The organism is Acidisoma sp. L85, assembly GCF_009765865.1.
Taxonomy (GTDB): Bacteria; Pseudomonadota; Alphaproteobacteria; order Acetobacterales; family Acetobacteraceae; genus Acidisoma.
The window spans coordinates 1-17,284 of the sequence record NZ_LMUQ01000063.1; the positions used below are offsets into that span (position 1 = coordinate 1).

The window sequence follows — 17,284 nt, forward strand, 5'->3', positions numbered from 1 at the left end:
ATGGAAGTGCAGTAGATGGAGGCGGAACGATCCCCCGCGACAAGGGCGAAGTCTCTGGTAACATTTTTGGATGAGGCAACAGGACCGGCCATCAGTTGTGTCGCGCTACAGACATTCAACCCCGAGTGACCGAGCCATTGACTGACAGTGGCTATGTCAACGCCAGCCTTGAGGAGGTGGATGGCAGTCGTGTGTCGAAGCGAGTGGGGGTGGATGCTCTTTTCCGCCAGGGCAGGCGCTTCCTTCGCAGCCACCTCGACGTATTTTTGCAGCAGGAATCGAACCCCGAACCGGGTTAACGGCGTACCGCGGTTGTTCAGAAAGACCTTTTGGTCAGTCGGATTGTCGGAGTAGGGATGTGTACCGATGAGCGCCTGCAGGAGCTGTGCCGCGGGTTGCCAGATGGGGCAAAGCCGGATCTTGTTGCCTTTGCCGTGCAAGCGAACCTGGCAGGGCGATAGCAGGCGGAGATCGCGCACGCGAAGGTCCAGTATTTCCTGAACCCGCGCGCCTGTATTGAACATCAGTGAGAACAGCGCGTAGTCCCGACGCCCTGACGGCGTGTTGCGGTTGACGCTCTCCAGGACGCCTTTGATCTCGGCCTCTTCGAGATATTCGACCGGTGCAGCCCGCCCCACCTCGCCTGAAGGGCAGCCCGACGACCTGTTGCAGGCTGTTCATATGCTCGGGATGCTCGGCGATCAGGAACCGGGCGAAGCTGTGTATTGCCGCCAGCCTTGCATTACGGGTCGCGATGCTGTTGCCACGTTCCATCTCTAGCGAGGTAAGAAAGCTACAAAGCCGATCCGCGTTGATGTCGTAGACACCGAGTTTCTCGACCGACCCGCCGGTTTCGACCGCCGCAAACCGCAGGAACAGGACCATCGTGTCGCGATAGCTTCTGATCGTGTGGGGACTCATGCCGCGAAGCGTGGGAAGATAGTTCTGGAAGAAGCGCGCGACGCTTCGACCCAGCACCGTAGATTGATGCTGTGTCATGTCACCGCCTCCCTGACGAGATCCCCGAACGCGCTTTCGAAGCGGTCGCTGGCGATTGCCCGTAGCTTTGGAATGAAGTGCAGGTAATGCGCCGTCGACACGATGGAGACATGTCCCATGTACATGGCCAGCTTCGGAAGATTGGATTGCACGTCGGCGCCCTCGAGATACCAGCGGATAAGCGCGCCGACCGCGAAGCTGTATCTAAGATCATGAACGCGGGGACAACGGCCTTCGCTGTCCTGCACATGCGCCGCCTTGAACAGGGTGCCGATTCCGCCGCTAATCCCAGTCCCGGTGTAGGGACGGGGACCGCCTTTAGCATTGATGAGAAGGGGTGTGTCGGGATCCTTGCTAAACGGTGGAGCGAGACGCATGTGAAGATAGTCCCGCAGTTCGGCGTGTGCGTCGGTCGAGAGGGGTAATATTCTTGATTTGTGGAATTTGGATCCCCGAACCCGCAACACGCCACTTTCCGGGTCACAGTCGGCAAGGGTGAGACGCAGCAGTTCGCCGCGGCGCAGCCGGGTCGTATACAGGAGTATGACGGCCATCCGATAGACTTCGGACCGTAGCGGCGATCCCGACGTGGCAGGCATTTTGCTCACCGCCGTCAGCATCCTGGCTATTTGCTCGGGCTCTATGATGACAGGACGCTGGAACGCCTCGGGTCGAGCGAAGTACAGGGAGGCGGGTACGAAGCAGTCCGGCTCCTTACGCCGCCGATGCAGACAGAACCTGCGGACAATGCGCTGGCGATAAAGCAGGGTGTTGCTCGCCAGATGCGGGAACGTAGCGCACCATCGGTCGAAGGTCTCCCGATCGAGATCCTGTCCCGGGGTCCGGCCGATAAATCTCCGCAAGGAGTTCAGAACCCATTCCTCAAGATCATAGCGGCAGCCAAGAGCACGTTGATGCGCAAGCCACGTTGCAATCGGCCGATCCAGCAGCGTTGGAGAGATCATCGTTGTCATGACCATTGTCCTCAACGTGCGATGCCGCTGGGCACGGGCAAGGCCACCGCACGCAGCATGCCGGTTTCGATGCGAAGATAGACACAGGTGCTCTCGAGGCTGCGATGGCCAAGGAGGTCACCGATCGTTTTCACGCCGACACCCCGGCCCAACAACCGCATGGCGAACGAATGCCGCAGCGCATAGGATGAGACACCGTCGAGCGGCAGCCCACTTTCCCGCGCCCGCTTGGTGAAGATGTCGCATACCGCCCAATTCGTCATGGGCCCGATAGGGCTGCGCTCTCTAGGGAACAGGACGGTCGTCACTTGGTCGCCAGGACGCCGATTGGCGAGATAATGGTTAAGGATACCAAGCGTCGGGTCAGCGATGCGGAGCCTCCCACACCGGAATGGGGGCTCATGCTTTCTGAGGGGCGGGACTATATCACGCGAGCACCCTGGCTGATCAGAATTCCAGGTCTATCAGTCTTCGTGACTGTCGTTGCGTTCAACATCTTCGGGGATGGCATTCGTGACCTTCTTGACCTAAGCAAAGGGGCCAATCCAAAGTTTCGAGCCAACACTCAAGATATGGATCGCTACGCAGCATTTCCAGATCGACTTCTTAGCCCACAACTTCGAACGGGGAAGCGAGACGTCTCCCCTCCCGATAGTGGATGAGTCTACATCAAGGCTCGCACAGGATGGCTTGATTGATATTGGATCAGGACGATGATGGCGGCACGAGATCGAGGAGTGAAGCAATTCCCTCCACCATGGTAGGATGCGCGAAGGCAGCGTCCCGCAGCTTCTGAAAGGGCAGATCGGCGAGCATCGCGGTCTGTACGGTTGCCATAACGTTGTCCGCCTCTGCTCCGAGCATGGTGAAACCAATGATTCGGTCGTCGGACCCAATGAGCACCTTCATGAAGCCCTGAATTTCGTCGGTGGTGATAGCCCGCAACACCGACGTCATCGGTAGCTTGGCGAGCCGGTAAGCGATTCCCAGACGCAGCGCCTCGTTTTCGGAGAGCCCGATGCGCGCAAGCAACGGATCGGTGACCAGTGCATATGGGATGAGCCTGTTCTTAATGCTGTGATCCATGCCTGCCATGTTGTCTCGCACGACTCGAAAATCGTCGACCGATGCGTGGGTGAACTGGGGACTGCCGGCCCCTTCGCCCATGGCCCAAACGCCCGGAGCAGTGGTTCGCAACCTGTCGTCCACTTGAATGGTGCCTCGAGGTGTCAAAGCAATACCGGCCTCCTCGAGGCCGAGATTAGCCGTGTTGGGCACTCGTCCGGCGGCCGATAGGATATGGCTCCCCGAGATCTTCCGCTCGCCAGTTGTGGTGTCGACCGTGACTGTAACAGACTCTCCGCTCATACCCTCGACCTTCGTTGCACGAGCGGCGGAGATGATCTCGACGCCCTCGTGGCGCAGAATCCTGCTGACTTCGTTAGTGATGTCTACGTCCTCACGCGCCATTATTCGGGCCCCGGGCTCGAGCACCGTCACTTGGCTGCCGAACCGCCGGAATGCTTGCGCAAATTCGATGCCGGTGAAGCCCCCGCCGAGGATGATCAGGTGTGTCGGCACCTCGTCGAGATCGAGGGTCTCGATATGGGTCAGAGGGCGCGCCTCACTCAGGCCGGGAATATCAAGTACGGCGGCGTGCGAACCGACGTTCAGCACGACCTCATTTCCGGAAAGAACGCGGGTCCCACCGTTGTTCAGCGCGACGCCGATCGTCTTAAGCCCCGTGAAGCGGCCGGTTCCAAGGATAAGCTCTATGCCGGCCTCTCTGTAGGCATCGAAGTGGAAGGCAACATCCTTCTCGACCATGTCGCGTTTGCGACCGAGGACCCGCGCCATGTCGATTCTCAGCCCTTCGACAAACGTGCCGAAATGGGCCGCGTTCCGGACGATATGAGCAACCTGCGCGCTCCGGATTACGTTCTTCGTCGGCAAGCAGGCGACAGCCGAGCACGAGCCACCAACCCACTGCCGCTCGACGACCGCAACCTTCTTGCCCGATCGTCCAAGATGCCAAGCAAGCCTCTTCCCGCCTTGGCCGCTACCGAGGATGATGACGTCGTAGGTCTCAAGCTGAGACATGATGGCCTCTCTTCAAATTGAGCTCAGTTGCACGTAGCAAGGGCAGCGGGGATGACGGTCCGGCGGCTACGGGCCCGCGCAAGCGGTTAGGGGAATAGATCTGTAGGTTCCGCTTCCCGCGACGCGACGTGGAAATGTGAACCGCAACAATGCCTGGAGCGCAACCTCGTTGCCTAGCCATCAGCTCCTCGGTCAGACCATTCTTGAAAGAGGCCCGCAGTTTGACGCCGTGTCTCCCAGATCCACAGTCCGAAACCGACTTACATCTCGTCGCGGTTTAGTTTGTCGGCAAGATGTCTTGCTTGCCGGATTGCCAGAACGATCGCAAGCGTAGGGTTTTCCGCACTGGACGATGTGAACTCGCTGCCGTCTGAGATGAAAAGATTTGGGACGTCATGACACTGGCCGTATCCGTTACAGACACCATCCCCCGGCTTCTCGCTTTGCCGGCATGTGCCCATGTTGCGAGTGCTGGGTCCCGGGGGCAACTCAAATACGCTCTCCGCATTGAGGGACTCGTAGATGGCGCGACCCGATCTAAATGCGTGAATGCGCATTGCCACGTCCTTTGAATGGTCGAGGAAGTGTATCACGGGTGCGGATAAACCGTACTGATCTTCTTCGGTCGAGTGCAACGCCACCCCGTTGCTCGCCTGCGGCAGGTCCTCACCGACCAGCCACAAACCCGCGAAATTCTCGTACTTTCCTAGGATCTGAGCGTAGTCGCAATGGGCCCCATCGGCTGTTGAAGAGGCAAAAGGTAGGTTCAAAAAACGTAGGATGCCGCCGCGGCCCTGGAACTCCCGGATTGCGGTATGAGAGAAATCTGGAAGCAGGCATCGCACGGCTGGGTGGTTAAAAGCGCTCGTTGGAAGCCGGCGCCCCATCCTCTTCGAGGTGATTGGCTTCACAGAACGCGTGCGTGATGCTGATTTTAAGAGTCGTATCACTTGGACACGGGGCGCCAGCTCCTTGCGGCATATGCAAGCTGGATCCAGCGGACGAGCGACACTTACACAAGGAGTGCACGACCGGGTCCAGAAGTCGCATTCCGGCTCCGGCCGCTATGACAGACCGATGACGCTCGCTCTATTATCGCTTCAAGACCGGGTATCCGGCGACGTAGATCCAGTCGGATGCCTGGGCCGGAATGTGACATCCTTGACAGGCTACTTTGTAATCGGCTGTCGTCGTCTTCGATGGGTTCGAAGCGCCAAACCAAGACCAGCCCCAGCCATCGCCCCAGAGCTTGTTGCCGAGCCTCGAGTTCTTGCTGTCCTTCACCATGACGAACCAGCCTTTTAGCGTCTGCGCGTGGCTCACGATCCCGGTCGTCATGGGCGCTGTACTGGTCCCGAACACTTCCTTGACCAACACGGCGCCGTCTGGGAACCTTCCGGTGGCACGATAGTTGTCGATCGTCCCAGGTGAAGCGTAAACATTATGTAGTTGATCCGAACCTTGACCTTGGCTCGCAGCGATCGCCCAGCTGCCAAGGTATTGGTAGATCTTGCGGTAGTCGGCTGGGACTTTTAGATATCCGCTACTATCAACCACCGCGTCCGATTGGTTGACGCCGAGCTCCGCAGTTCGTGCCGCTTGCCACGAAGAAGATAGCGAGACCAGCGACATGGTCGCAATAACAAAAGTGAGTCGACTGAAAGGTTTAGCTTTGCCGGGGCGTTTCATCACGGATCCTTTTCCAGTAGAGAGATGGCGTCGCGACAGAAGTAAAATGGCAGAGCACCTCCTCGCTATGGTTTATGGCGAATAGAGCGTGGGCGGTGAATGGAGCATGAAGTTGTGCCGGGTAGAAAGGCATCATATCCATGCTCGTGGGTTATAGTGTTGCTTGACGTGCCCGGCCCTAGGTCGGACGACTACGTGAAGGGCGGGCGTTAGAAAACAGATGCTGGAAGAGCGGTGCTGAGCCCGCCGTTCCAGCTTCAAGACCCGTCGGCCGAGTTCGTCCAAGCGGAGGCGCGAGCAAGCTTTACGAAGGCCGCTACCGCCCGAGATTGCGGACGCCCAGCGATCGTCTTCACGACCACTTCATAGTCAGCCACCGGATCGGCAAGACCTCGCGCCACCAGTTCTGTGGGTGTTGGCCAGCATGACAATCCTAGCCCGAGGCCAAGGCCCGTGCGTACGAGTTGGAGTGACGTTTCCCAGCTGCTCGCGCGATGCGGTGTTGAAGGTCTACGCCCGAGCTGCCTCACGATTTGGGACAAAATCCTCTCCGGCAGCGCGTCTGGTTCGAATGCGCCGACTAGGACCGATTCTGCAAGCCGAGTCCCATGGACTAGCCCTTCGGCTGCGAGGAGATGATCCCGAGGCAAGAACACGGCGGCGCCGGTTGAAAAAAGCTGCCATTGATTGAAGCGCTCGGGCAACATATCAGTTAGCCGTCCCATTTCGGCGGGCTTTTTTTTCCAGACAGGCCACTCAACCGTCGTCATTTTGGCAACTATCGGTATTGTCGCCGCGGTCACAACCTTAAAGATGGAGAAAGTCCACGTTATCGGCGGTGCGATTGGGACGTTGGTTTCTTCCTTCTTCTTGTTCGCAATTGGCCCCGTGAACACTGTGATTCTCCTAGGAGCGTATCGGACCTTTCGACGGATGACGTCCGATGTTGTTTATGTGGCCGAAGACCTCGAAGAGCTGCTCGCCAACAGAGGACCGCTCTTCCAAGTGCTGCGTCCTATATTCGCTGTGGTCAGCCGTAGCTGGCAGATGTATCCGCTGGGTTTTTCTCGCTGTAGGATTTGATACGGCGACGGAAATCGGGCTGCTTGGCATTTCAGCGGCGGAGCGGACGAGGGGAATGTCTGTCTGGTCGATTCTTGTGTTCCTGGCTCTGTTTACGGCAGGGACGTCGTTGATCGACGCCGCTGACAATATTCTGATGATTGGTGTCTACGGTCGGGCGTTCGTGAAGCCCGTTCGTAAGCTCTACTACAATATGACGATAGCTGTCGTGTCGGCACTTGTCGCGCTTCTGGTAGGGGAATTGAGACACTGGGATTGATCCAGCATCGGCTGGATCTTAAACGCGTAATCTGGAATGGCTTAATCGCACTCTATAAGTACTTTGGCATGATAGGCTATCTAACGATCGTAGTCTTCGTCACGAGTTGGATTGTGGCTGCGGTCGTATATCGAATTCGTGGCTACGATCGGATTGGGGCGCGGATAAGCTTATGAGTTCGGACTAGTTTAAGGTCCCCACCGCCCGCGCCGAATTGAAAGTCCGCTCTACAGGTCATCTTTTGTAGGGTAAGAGATGATTGATGGCATGCGTACGATCGCATATTCCCGGCCAGACGGCCTATTCGAGGTTCGTGATGTCGCACCATTTCGATGCGCCAAGCGCGCTTGAAGATCCCCGCATAAACATCTGCGATATGTATCTGTTCTCGGGCCGGTCCGGCGCCACGGTAATGGCTATGACGGTAAACCCTGACGCCGGGCTCTGGGCGCCGAGCAGCTTCCGCGAAGAGGGGTTGTATGCCTTCCGGATTGATCTCAACGATGATGGGAGAGAGGAGGTTGTTTTCAAGGTCCGGTTCGGCGCTGCGCATCATCCGAATGGTGACGACCATCGGCACGAACAGTCCTTCGAAGTTCGCCGTGCGACCGGATTGGGACCTCTAATGGGATTAGAGGGTGACCTTATCGCCGCTGGCAGCACCGGTGTTGTAACGGAGGGCGCTGGCGGCGTCCGTTTTCTCGCTGGCTTGGCCCCTGACCTGTTCGCCGGCGACGCCGTTGCGCTTGGGGGCTTTCGTAAGGCCTTGTACGGCGATCACAGGTACGATCGCTCTGTGTTCCTCAACGCGAGAAACTTCTTTGCCAGACGAAACGTGACGGCAATCGTGCTCGAGGTCCCAAATGCTCTGATTGGCGAGGGCCGTGTTGCTGCCTGGGCAAGGCTTCGCTTTACGGCCACGCGCCTGAGGTCCAGGTGTCCCGGTGGGGACTGCCGCTGCTCTCGAATTTTTACATGCCGGACGCCGAGATGAAGGAACGGTTCAACCGGGCTACGCCAACCGACGATCAGACAGCGTTCATTGCTCGGATTACTGAAGTAACGGAAGAAATCCTCTTGCTGAGTGGCGCGCCCGAACAATCGTCCGTCTACGTGAAGCAGTTGATCGCGCGTCTGTTCCCGACGATGTTGCCCTACGAGATAGGCACGCTTGCACGTTGCGACGTCGCCACCTTCAATGGAAGAGCGCTGACTGACGACGCGATGGATGTTATTCTTTCCCGACGAATAGTCATCTCTCCGATGGCGTAGCGCCTGACCCAACGCGAACAAGGGCGCACTTCCTGTATTTCGGGAAGCCCTATTCTTCATGTGAGCAAGCTGAATTAGCCCCTGCGCGACCCAAACAGAAACTTACCTAAACGCGCCGTCGGCGTGCGGTGGCGTCCTAAGGCTAGCCCTTCAATTTTGTTGATTATGTTCCCTCTCTGGGAGTACACGTCGCCGTAATCCGGCGCTGCTCACACCGAGATCTTGTGTAAAATCAAGCGGTAGGTCGCACCCGATCGCGGAGCTCATCTACCAATACTCGACGGTTCTCAGAATAATCGACCGGTACGACGACGATACGAACTCCGCCCTGATTGAATGCTTCGTCGAGAGAGGGAAGGAGGTCATCAACGTCTTCAACCCTCGTTCCCTTAGCGCCATATGCTTCCGCATATCGCACAAAGTCAGGATTGCCGAACGTCATGCCAAAGTCCGGAAATTTATCCACTGACTGTTTCCAGCGGATCATACCGTAGGCACCGTCTTCGATGACGACGACCACGAGGTTCAAATTCAGCCTGACTGCAGTCTCCATCTCTTGACTATTCATCATGAAGCCGCCGTCGCCGCAGACGGCCATGACGCGGCGGCTGGGGTAGAGCATCGCTGCCATCATAGCCGACGGGAGGCCTGCCCCCATGGTCGCCAGGGCGTTGTCGAGAAGCAAGGTATTGGCAACGCGCGTCCGGTAGTTGCGAGCAAACCAAATTTTATACATTCCGTTGTCGAGCGCGACGATGCCATCGTCAGGCATTACTTGACGAATGTCGTGTATCAGCCGTTGAGGCGTGAACCTGTGTTCCGTCGAGCGGGCGGCTACTCTCGCCAAAATATCTTCGCGCAGAGGAAGTAGCGCCTTTGCATTCGGCATCTTCCCCTCAACCCGATCCGCCAGAAGTCTCAGTGAAGGACCGATATCGCCTATTACCTCCGCCTGAGGGAAATAGACTTGTTCGACGCTCGCTGGTAGATAGCCAACATGCACAACGTGTGGCTTTTCCCTATCCATGATGAAGGGTGGCTTTTCGATCGTGTCATGTCCAATCGTGATGATGAGGTCCGCGCGCTCGATCGCTTCATGAACGTAGTCTCGCTCCGAAAGAGCCGCAGTTCCTATATAAAGTTCTGCGCCGCCCGGCACAGTACCCTTACCCATTTGCGTCGTGAAGTAGGGGATCCCGCAGCGCAGGACGAACTGCGCAAGCTCGGCGGTTGAGCGAGGGCGGGACGCCGCGGCCCCCAGCATGACCAGAGGTTTCTTAGCCTCCATTATCATATGAGCCGCGCGGTCCAGAGCTTCCGATCCAGCGAGCGGTAGTTCGATGGCGTGTGGCGGGATCAAGTGAATCGCGTTGCACCTCTCGGTTGCAATGTCCTCGGGCAATTCAAGATGAACAGGCCCAGGACGTTCCTCCTGCGCGATCCTGAAGGCTTCACGCACGAGTGTCGGAATCATGGAAGCTGAAACAATCTGGCGCGATAACTTCGTGAGCGGTTTCATTGTAGAGACGATGTCGACGATTTGAAATCGCGCCTGCCTGGAAGAGAGTATGCCCTTTTGCCCGGTGATCATGATCATTGGCATAGCGCCAAGAAGCGCATACGCGGCGCCAGTGGTAAGGTTGAGGGCACCGGGTCCTAATGTACTAATACAGACGCCGGGTTTTCCCGTTAGGCGACCATAGGTCGCTGCCATGAAGGCAGCTGCCTGCTCGTGGCGCGTGAGGATGAGCTGAATCGACGAACTACGCAGCGATTCTACGACATCCAGGTTCTCTTCGCCCGGAATGCCGAATATGCGATCCACCCCCTCATTTTCCAAAGCCTTCACAAGTAGATCGGAACCTTTGATCATTTAAGCGTCCACCTAATATGAATGCGATCGGTGACCCGAGGGGTCTCTCCGCGGACGACAAAAAGGCGGCACAAGTGTCAGAAACAACAGCCCGTTGAGACATGATACTCCTCAATCGCAACATGGTCCCGACTTTTCCGACGCCATTCTTGGAAGAGCCGACGTGGCCCCGCGGCGGAGGGTCAGCCCCGCCTTCTGGATCAGCGCCAGCTGGCGAAGTCCGCTATCAGCTGAACACGGGCGTTCGGAGGCCTTACCATCACATTGCCAATCGACGGCTGGCTCCGCGGCTTGCGAACTCGTCTGCGTCGAAGGAGCGGTTGGCCCAATCACGCCAGTGTGGGCGCCCCGACGACGGTTTCCCAGACGGCAACCGCGCACCTCCGGATTCCTTTTTCCGAAAGCGTCTGCGATCACGTTCCGGCGCACTTGGTCCCCGTGTCTTCGGCACGATCATGGGGTTCGCGCCGTAAGACGAACCACCGCCTTAGTAGCCGGAGGGGCAACTGCTGGCCACTGCTTCTATTGGTCCGGCTTCTATATTTCCGAATTCTCCGACCGTCGATCCAGCTAGTGTGTGCCCCGCGATGAGATGCAGCGGCAAACACACTCTCATTCTGGTTTTGCCTCTACATCCATGCGCACCGTTCCTCGCTAAATAAGCTTACCGGATTCCTCTTCCTCGAACGTAACGGCGACATCGGCATTGGCAGCAAGCCTAATCTTCTGCCCCTCTATCGCGGCTACCAGGCCGAGATCGATGAAGTGACTGTGGCTCTTATGGCGCCCTTGCCCGCCATCTTGCTTCGCGAGCCTTATACGTCCGTCGACGACGCCGTCGACCATTCCGACGTGGACCCCGTCCGCGCCGATCACCTCCATGCTCCGCAGAATCTTGTCGGTAATCATCTCTGTTTCCCTATCTGGAGCTCCTCCCAGGGCGATTGCCGAGGTCGGATCATGAGCTAGCCAACTTCAACCCACACGACCGCGTCCCGATGTGAGAAGTCCAACCTGTGGCTCGGAAAGAAACCTCGGTTCACTAAGCGTGATGGCAGAAAGACGTCGTGCGCGGCCCAACGGCCGGCAGAATGTGACTCTGAACCCCGTCGCCTAAGAAAAGGCAGCTTCTGCCGCCAGCCGCCTCCTCTCGACTGACGCGATGAACTCGTCGGCGTCGATCGCGAATCCGTTTTGCATCACAACGCCGGCGGGGTCGATCGTTACGAACCAAGGGGTGCCGCCTGCGCGGAAGTTCTCAACCGTCGTCGGATAGGCGCCGGAGGGCGTTTTGCCCTCATGGCCAAACGGCACCCGCAGTCCGTAGCGGCGCTGGTCCACGACCAACTTGTCTTGCGTGTTCACATCATGGCCTTCGAAGGCAGTCTGGACGATTGCGAATCCCACATTCTTACTATGCGACTTGTCAACGAGCGCCAGCAGGCTCGGGAAACCGTGTAAGTGGCACCCCGAGCACCAGTGTTGGTAGAAAAACAGCATCCGATGCTGGCTGCCCAGCTCGTCGAGTGTTACAGGGGGGCGCTGAATTCCCTGCGCATCGATCCAGTATGGAACAAGGAGTTCAGGCGCCCTTCGCCCGATGATGCCATTGGTCATAAGCCCGCCCCGGATTGCGGTGTTATCGATGGCGTCACGCCGCCGCGTGCCGGCGGGCAATCTTCCACCCCGGCCGGACGAAGTGGCAGGAATAGCCGTGCGGAATCCGCTCAAGATAATCCTGGTGCTCCGGCTCGGCCTCCCAGAAGTTGCCCGCTTCGGTAACCTCGGTCACGACCTTTCCCGGCCAGAGACCTGACGCATCGACATCAGCGATCGTTTCCTCGGCTATCCGCTTCTGTTCGCTGCTCGTGTAGAAGATCGCCGAGCGGTAGCTCACGCCGCGGTCGTTACCTTGGCGGTTCAGCGTCGACGGATCGTGGATTTGGAAAAATAACTCTAGGAGTTCCCGAAAGCTCACCTTTTCTGGAAGGAAGGTTATCTCAATCGCCTCCGCGTGCGTGCCGTGGTTTCGATATGTCGCATTCCTGGTGTCGCCTCCCGTGTAACCGACGCGGGTCGAAACGACGCCGGGCAATCGCCGTATGAGCTGCTGCATTCCCCAGAAGCAGCCACCGGCGAGAATGGCGCGTTCAAACGTTGCAGTCATGCTGAGCGTCCTGTTTCGAGAAAAGTCTCTTATAGTCCCCATACCCTTCATGCTCCAGCTTATCACGGTGCACAAAGCGGAGAGAGGCGGAATTCATGCAGTACCGTAGCCCTCCCTGGTCCCTGGGGCCGTCCGGGAACAAGTGGCCAAGGTGGCTGTTCCCGTGCTTGGAACGGACCTCGGTGCGGGTCATGCCGTGGGTGCTGTCAACGTTTTCGATGATGTTTGCCGCATCAATGGGCTTGGTGAAGCTCGGCCAGCCTGTGCCGCTTTCAAATTTGTCAAATGAAGCGAAAAGAGGCTCGCCGGAGACGACGTCGACGTATAGACCGGGCTCTTTGTTGTCCCAGTAATCGTTGGCAAACGGCCGTTCAGTTCCATCCCTCTGTGTCACGCGGAACTGCTCAGGGGTCAGGCGAGACAGGGCTTCCGGATTCTTCTGGTAGGTTTTCATCTGCGAATCCTCATAAGGGTTGGAAGGATAGAAAAGGCTTCCGCTTCTGTCCAATAACCGCCGGCTATGAACTTCATGCATCTTGACGAGCGAGACTATCCACCTGCAGGTCTGGCTAAACGGCGGCGCGCCGGGTCGACTGCGGCAGGTTTCGCCGATTCTAAAATCGCTCCAACCTTGGTTCCAAAAGTCTGTGATCCTCCGCATGTGAGGGCATTCCGCGAAGCGCTGCCGATGTCCTCCGATCGAGCTGCTAAGCATAAGCAAAAGGAGGATGATGTCGTATGAACGGCGGTGATCGCGACGAGATTGCGCAGGCTTATGTTCGCGGGGCTCTTGACAAAGGTATGTATGAGCATCCCAGCATAGTCCATGCTCAAGGCGGGATACAAACAGTTGTTGTCGCCGAAGCCCTTGAGGGAACTCTGGAGGACGGTCACTAATGACCCTGCGACACATGTAGTCGAAGGCGGGCGATGGTGACTTGTTGGTTACAATCTGCTCGATCATGAGATTGGACCCATTATGGGACCTATGAAGTGGTCCTCTCGATCGCCGTTGATAAAAGTTGCGGTTGCGGGATCGGCCTCGCTTAAGCCCATGATATGCGAAAGCCTCATTAAATCAGGCGGAGACCGCAGCTCGGAGGCGCTGTTCGAAGGTAATCTTCGAAACTTACCGAGGAATGGTTTGCGGAACTTGGTATTACGAAAACCAGTCGGGCCGGTAGCTCTGCGGGAGTAAGTCATCGCAATTCTCGACCGGGGCCGATAATGACGATCCGAAGTCCGCGAGATCTGCGGAGTAGCTGGCAGGCACGCGCGCGGCGACGGATGATCGTCCCTCCGAGCGCGTATGTATGTCCGCGTTCATTCCCAACGTCTTCCCGACAGGGCACATGACCGCGATCCGAAGGACATCGGCATGTTGGTCTTCGTCTAAGCCACCTTGCAGCGCGATCGCCCGCTCGAAGAAGTCTCGGCCACCATCAATCGCGTGGTGGAAGGAGACCGCAACCTCGACGCGCGAAAGGGGATACCTTTTGTGGCGTGCATACAGCCGGATTGTTATCGCGGTGCAGGCAGCCAGCGACGCGCTCAGGAGGTCATACGGATTGAGACCCGACGTCGTGCCGCCGCGTCCGTCAGGGCCTCCAACCAAAAAAGCTGACCCACTTGCACTTCCGGTAAGCAAGGCACCATCTTCAAAGTCGCCAACAACCACGGCCCCTAGAAGTTCCCCGCCTCGAACTACTGACTGTGTCATGAACCTTTTCTTTTTCTAACGAGCGTTGTCGTATACTGAAGCCGAGAAACGGCGAGCTAGCGGAGGAACCGTTTTGCGGTCACAATCTCTCGCTGTCCAGTCAAAGCCATAGGCAACGAAGACTGCTCGTTTTGCGGGACAGCGAGTCATCTCTGCAGCTATATCAGAAATTCGGCTCCATACAGCAAACCGGTTTGGCTGCGCGGACAGCAATGGTGCTTTCCGAATCCGCCGCCTGTTTGACGAGCAAAAGCAAACCAAGTCATCTCAACAGGCGCCGGAGACGCCAACAATGCAAGCCCGAGAGAGCCAACCACCCGGAGATGCGGCGGCGCACGTGACCCTTTTTAGCGGCGAGTTGCGAGCGCGGTCCACAGGTACGTCACTGAATGCACCACCTTACGCGTGTCGGATGATACGAAGTCTCAATAGATCAGGGCCGATCGCCAGATTGCCAAGTCTACCTCGGGGCCAACTTCTCACTAAATGGACTATAGGAATCGTCTTGACTCCCTCCGACGGGCTCGCTCAGGATTTCTCTGACCTAGGAGAGAGCTCAGATCACCAGAAACACCGGCCGCTAATTGCGCTTGGTGCGTGAGCAATGCTAATGCCGATTGGTTATCGTATCAATGCATAGCGAGCCAATTCCGTCCTATGAGGCCTGTACATCAGCGAGTTTGCTCACAATATGCAGAGAATTCTACTCGGGACATTGCTCGCGAAACCCATACTGCTGGGAGGTCCGGTTGTGATCAGCTTCACGAAGCGCTGGGCCTCGTAAAGTGAATGCCCCAGCGCCATTCTCCCTTGACACACCTCCACGCGCTCCGTCTCGATCACGAGAACTACTAGGTTTTCTGGCGAAGCTAGGCTTGCAAGTGAGCTTATCGGGCGGATGCCCACGAATGCTAGAGCGTCGCGGGTGAAATTGGCTGGCCATGCATCGATACGATAACCAATCGGCATTAGCATTGGCTCGCGAACCAAGTGCAACTTACGCCCGCAACACGTAAGGCAGACTGGAGCTGACAGCCAGTCGGATGAACGTCGAACAACACGGTGGGAGGAAAAAGGTTGAGAGCGCCTTCAACATCGTCGCTAGAGGTCGATTCCCATCCGCCTAGGTAACCGACCGAGATGGCACTTACAGTCTATTACTAGGAGGAGATCGCCATGGTGACACGCGGCTTTACTGGCAAGCAGCCGGGGCAGGATCGATCCGATCGCGTACCGCCAGGCCAGCATCTGGTCGACGATTTCCCTGTCCTCGCGACCGGCCCCGCTCCACGGGTAGAGCCGGAGGAGTGGAAGTTTATACTGAAGATTGGACCACGCCCGGTGAAAAAGTGGGGCTGGTCGGACTTCAACGCGCTTCCGCAGACAAGGATGACCCGCGACATCCACTGCGTCACGTCTTGGTCGAAGCTCAACACAGCCTGGGAAGGCGTCCTCGTCGATGACATCCTCGCTGACGCCGGTCTGGGCGCCCCGACTGAATTTGTCCTCGCGCACTGTTACGATGGCTATTCCACTAACATGCCGCTCGCCGATCTTGCCGGAGGAAGGGCGATGGTGGCGCTGAAGTACGACGGCCGGTCGTTGCCTCGTGAGCACGGCGGTCCGGCACGCCTTCTTGTACCACACCTTTATTTCTGGAAATCAGCCAAATGGGTAAACGGGCTGCAGTTCACCGCGCGCGACGAGCGGGGCTTCTGGGAATTGCGCGGATACCACATTTATGGGGATCCGTGGCGGGAGCAGCGATACACCAATGACTGACGAACCGGCCGTGCCGACCGATTGGCAAAGCTGTAGGATTGTCGAAATAGCTGAGCGGACACCAAGCATCAAGAGCTTCTTTCTCCATCTTCGCGTACCGTTTGTTCACCAAGCTGGGCAGCACGTGGACGTGCGGCTGGTGGCGCCGAATGGCTATACCGCGATGCGAAGCTATTCGATCGCCTCATCCCCGAGTTCGTCAGACATCATCGAGCTCGCGATAGAGCGCTTGGCCGACGGCGAGGTGTCGCCGTTCTTCCACGATATTGCTCGGTCTGGCGACGAGATCGAGCTTCGCGGGCCCCTGGGCGGCCACTTCGTGTGGCCCACAGACACCGCCCACCCTGTCCTTTTGGTCGGCGCAGGGTCTGGCCTCGTCCCATTAATGGCCATGGTGCGACAACGGCGAGACGTCGGTAGATCGGTTCCGATAGCGCTGCTGCTCTCGTCAAGGACGTGGCACGACGTGCTCTTCAGAGACGAATTGCTAGCGACCGAGGTTTCGCTTCCGGACTTCGCCTTGGCCTTTGCGCTCACGCGCGAACCTGCAAGGCGGGCGGCCGACTACAGCCGGCGCATCGACGTCGCGATGGTCGCCGATGTGGTCGGTCGGTTGCCCACACCTCCCGGCAACGTCCTCGTCTGTGGCTCGACCGCATTCGTCGAAGTTGCCGCTGACGGCGCGCTCGCCGCCGGGCTAAACGCGACGTCGATCAAGACAGAGCGTTACGGCGGTGCCTGAAGCCCTCGGAGAGACGACCATGCTTTCCGTCATGTTTGGGGCCCTTCCGAAAAAAGTGGATGACCATCTCCATAACGCCAGGATGCTCCGCCCCGAGCTGGAGCAGGAGGAGGGCTTCGTGGACGATATGCTACATGAGCGCGCCCAGGGAGGGCTGGATCCTCTCGTTGTCGAGTTCCGGAGCGAGAACTCCCTCGTGCGCTGGCGCACGCGCGAGCGGCGCCTCGACGAGACTGAGGTTGGCACGGGAATGGCGATCACGCTCATCAATGCGCTGCGCCCGGTCGAGTGGAGACAGACGAACAACCGCTATTACTTTTCCGAATGCATTGGCCTGGCCTGTGGGCGGCCGAACCCGCGCCATGCGACAGCTTCGACCCGGTGCTGACCCACGGCGAACTCACCCTGCTCATGTCGTGGAAGAACGTTGATGCGGCGGACTTTCGAGGATTCCCCGACTTGGATGGACCGCGCACGCGTTCTGCGGGTGCGCGCCGTCCGAGATTACGATGAGTAGGATTGTCGTAAGGCCCACAGTACTGCCACGACGACTATCCTGATGGGGCGCGGCGCACTGACGATCCACGCGTGACGCCCGGCAGGTCCCCACTATGCTGTGTCATC

General features: G+C 58.0%; 19 protein-coding genes and 2 pseudogenes. 7 read left to right on the plus strand and 14 right to left on the minus strand.

Annotated features, from left to right (window positions below; all coding sequences use genetic code 11):
- From GSQ83_RS30070 to GSQ83_RS31455, 8 genes and pseudogenes are all read right to left on the minus strand, one after another.
- Positions 1-638 (minus strand): tyrosine-type recombinase/integrase (locus GSQ83_RS30070; protein WP_216850429.1); only part of this gene is annotated, 638 nt, incomplete at its 3' end.
- A 64-nt stretch (positions 639-702) separates the two neighbouring features.
- Positions 703-999 (minus strand): annotated as a pseudogene (locus GSQ83_RS31450) (site-specific integrase); the annotation flags it as partial.
- The gene (locus GSQ83_RS21230; RefSeq protein ID WP_216850431.1) at positions 996-1,973 is read right to left on the minus strand and encodes a tyrosine-type recombinase/integrase; all 978 of its coding nucleotides are present in this window, start codon (positions 1,971-1,973) and stop codon (positions 996-998) included. The gene GSQ83_RS21230 and the pseudogene GSQ83_RS31450, both read right to left, overlap by 4 nt.
- 11 nt (positions 1,974-1,984) lie before the next feature.
- The gene (locus GSQ83_RS21235) at positions 1,985-2,398 is read right to left on the minus strand and encodes a tyrosine-type recombinase/integrase (protein WP_158804995.1); all 414 of its coding nucleotides are present in this window, start codon (positions 2,396-2,398) and stop codon (positions 1,985-1,987) included.
- Positions 2,399-2,678: 280 nt separating this feature from the next.
- Complete coding sequence (locus GSQ83_RS21240; protein ID WP_158804898.1) at positions 2,679-4,073, minus strand: FAD-dependent oxidoreductase; 1,395 nt, start codon at positions 4,071-4,073, stop codon at positions 2,679-2,681.
- A 260-nt stretch (positions 4,074-4,333) separates the two neighbouring features.
- Positions 4,334-4,984 carry a GMC oxidoreductase gene (locus GSQ83_RS21245; RefSeq protein ID WP_158804899.1) on the minus strand — a complete coding sequence of 217 codons (651 nt, stop codon included), beginning with the start codon at positions 4,982-4,984 and terminating at the stop codon, positions 4,334-4,336.
- Positions 4,985-5,165: 181 nt separating this feature from the next.
- The gene (locus GSQ83_RS21250; RefSeq protein WP_216850433.1) at positions 5,166-5,762 is read right to left on the minus strand and encodes a cytochrome P460 family protein; all 597 of its coding nucleotides are present in this window, start codon (positions 5,760-5,762) and stop codon (positions 5,166-5,168) included.
- A 257-nt stretch (positions 5,763-6,019) separates the two neighbouring features.
- Entirely contained in the window at positions 6,020-6,532 is a 513-nt protein-coding gene (locus tag GSQ83_RS31455) for a LysR substrate-binding domain-containing protein (RefSeq protein WP_371418048.1), read from the minus strand.
- A 1-nt stretch (position 6,533) separates the two neighbouring features.
- On the opposite strand from GSQ83_RS31455, the pseudogene GSQ83_RS30685 reads away from it, so the two are divergent.
- The 3 genes and pseudogenes from GSQ83_RS30685 to GSQ83_RS21275 all read left to right on the plus strand — a co-directional run bounded on the left by GSQ83_RS30685 (position 6,534) and on the right by GSQ83_RS21275 (position 8,376).
- A pseudogene (locus GSQ83_RS30685) lies at positions 6,534-7,104 on the plus strand (HoxN/HupN/NixA family nickel/cobalt transporter).
- A 316-nt stretch (positions 7,105-7,420) separates the two neighbouring features.
- Positions 7,421-8,098 (plus strand): DUF4331 family protein, encoded by a 678-nt coding sequence (locus GSQ83_RS21270; RefSeq protein ID WP_158804903.1) that lies wholly within the window; start codon positions 7,421-7,423, stop codon positions 8,096-8,098.
- A complete protein-coding gene (locus tag GSQ83_RS21275; protein WP_158804904.1) occupies positions 8,080-8,376 on the plus strand; it encodes a hypothetical protein in 297 nt (98 codons plus the stop codon). The genes GSQ83_RS21270 and GSQ83_RS21275 overlap by 19 nt, the downstream gene beginning before the upstream one ends.
- Before the next feature lie 232 nt (positions 8,377-8,608).
- On the opposite strand, the gene GSQ83_RS21280 is transcribed toward GSQ83_RS21275, so the two are convergent.
- The 5 genes from GSQ83_RS21280 to msrB all read right to left on the minus strand — a co-directional run bounded on the left by GSQ83_RS21280 (position 8,609) and on the right by msrB (position 12,870).
- On the minus strand, positions 8,609-10,249 hold the full coding sequence (locus GSQ83_RS21280) for an acetolactate synthase large subunit (protein ID WP_158804905.1): 1,641 nt from the start codon (positions 10,247-10,249) through the stop codon (positions 8,609-8,611).
- 654 nt (positions 10,250-10,903) lie between these two features.
- On the minus strand, positions 10,904-11,158 hold the full coding sequence (locus GSQ83_RS21285; RefSeq protein ID WP_216850435.1) for a DUF2171 domain-containing protein: 255 nt from the start codon (positions 11,156-11,158) through the stop codon (positions 10,904-10,906).
- Between the two features lie 204 nt (positions 11,159-11,362).
- Entirely contained in the window at positions 11,363-11,866 is a 504-nt protein-coding gene (locus GSQ83_RS21290) for a TlpA family protein disulfide reductase (protein WP_158804998.1), read from the minus strand.
- Positions 11,867-11,900: 34 nt separating this feature from the next.
- Positions 11,901-12,416 carry a peptide-methionine (S)-S-oxide reductase MsrA gene (msrA, locus tag GSQ83_RS21295; RefSeq protein ID WP_158804906.1) on the minus strand — a complete coding sequence of 172 codons (516 nt, stop codon included), beginning with the start codon at positions 12,414-12,416 and terminating at the stop codon, positions 11,901-11,903.
- Positions 12,400-12,870 (minus strand): peptide-methionine (R)-S-oxide reductase MsrB, encoded by a 471-nt coding sequence (gene msrB, locus GSQ83_RS21300; RefSeq protein ID WP_158804907.1) that lies wholly within the window; start codon positions 12,868-12,870, stop codon positions 12,400-12,402. Before msrB ends, msrA begins: the two co-directional genes overlap by 17 nt.
- A gap of 284 nt (positions 12,871-13,154) precedes the next feature.
- Here msrB and GSQ83_RS21305 point away from each other — a divergent pair, with 284 nt between their 5' ends.
- Complete coding sequence (locus tag GSQ83_RS21305; RefSeq protein ID WP_158804908.1) at positions 13,155-13,313, plus strand: hypothetical protein; 159 nt, start codon at positions 13,155-13,157, stop codon at positions 13,311-13,313.
- Positions 13,314-13,575: 262 nt separating this feature from the next.
- On the opposite strand, the gene GSQ83_RS31460 is transcribed toward GSQ83_RS21305, so the two are convergent.
- A complete protein-coding gene (locus GSQ83_RS31460; protein ID WP_371418049.1) occupies positions 13,576-14,136 on the minus strand; it encodes an OsmC family protein in 561 nt (186 codons plus the stop codon).
- 1,176 nt (positions 14,137-15,312) lie between these two features.
- Between GSQ83_RS31460 and GSQ83_RS21315 the strand changes: the two genes are divergently transcribed.
- The 3 genes from GSQ83_RS21315 to GSQ83_RS21325 are packed head-to-tail and all read left to right on the plus strand — an operon-like array spanning position 15,313 to position 17,048.
- Positions 15,313-15,918 (plus strand): sulfite oxidase-like oxidoreductase, encoded by a 606-nt coding sequence (locus GSQ83_RS21315; RefSeq protein ID WP_158804910.1) that lies wholly within the window; start codon positions 15,313-15,315, stop codon positions 15,916-15,918.
- Positions 15,911-16,660, plus strand: a complete 750-nt coding sequence (locus GSQ83_RS21320; RefSeq protein WP_158804911.1) for an FAD-binding oxidoreductase — start codon at positions 15,911-15,913, stop codon at positions 16,658-16,660. The genes GSQ83_RS21315 and GSQ83_RS21320 overlap by 8 nt, the downstream gene beginning before the upstream one ends.
- On the plus strand, positions 16,653-17,048 hold the full coding sequence (locus GSQ83_RS21325) for a hypothetical protein (RefSeq protein ID WP_216850437.1): 396 nt from the start codon (positions 16,653-16,655) through the stop codon (positions 17,046-17,048). Before GSQ83_RS21320 ends, GSQ83_RS21325 begins: the two co-directional genes overlap by 8 nt.
- Positions 17,049-17,284: the final 236 nt, after the last annotated feature.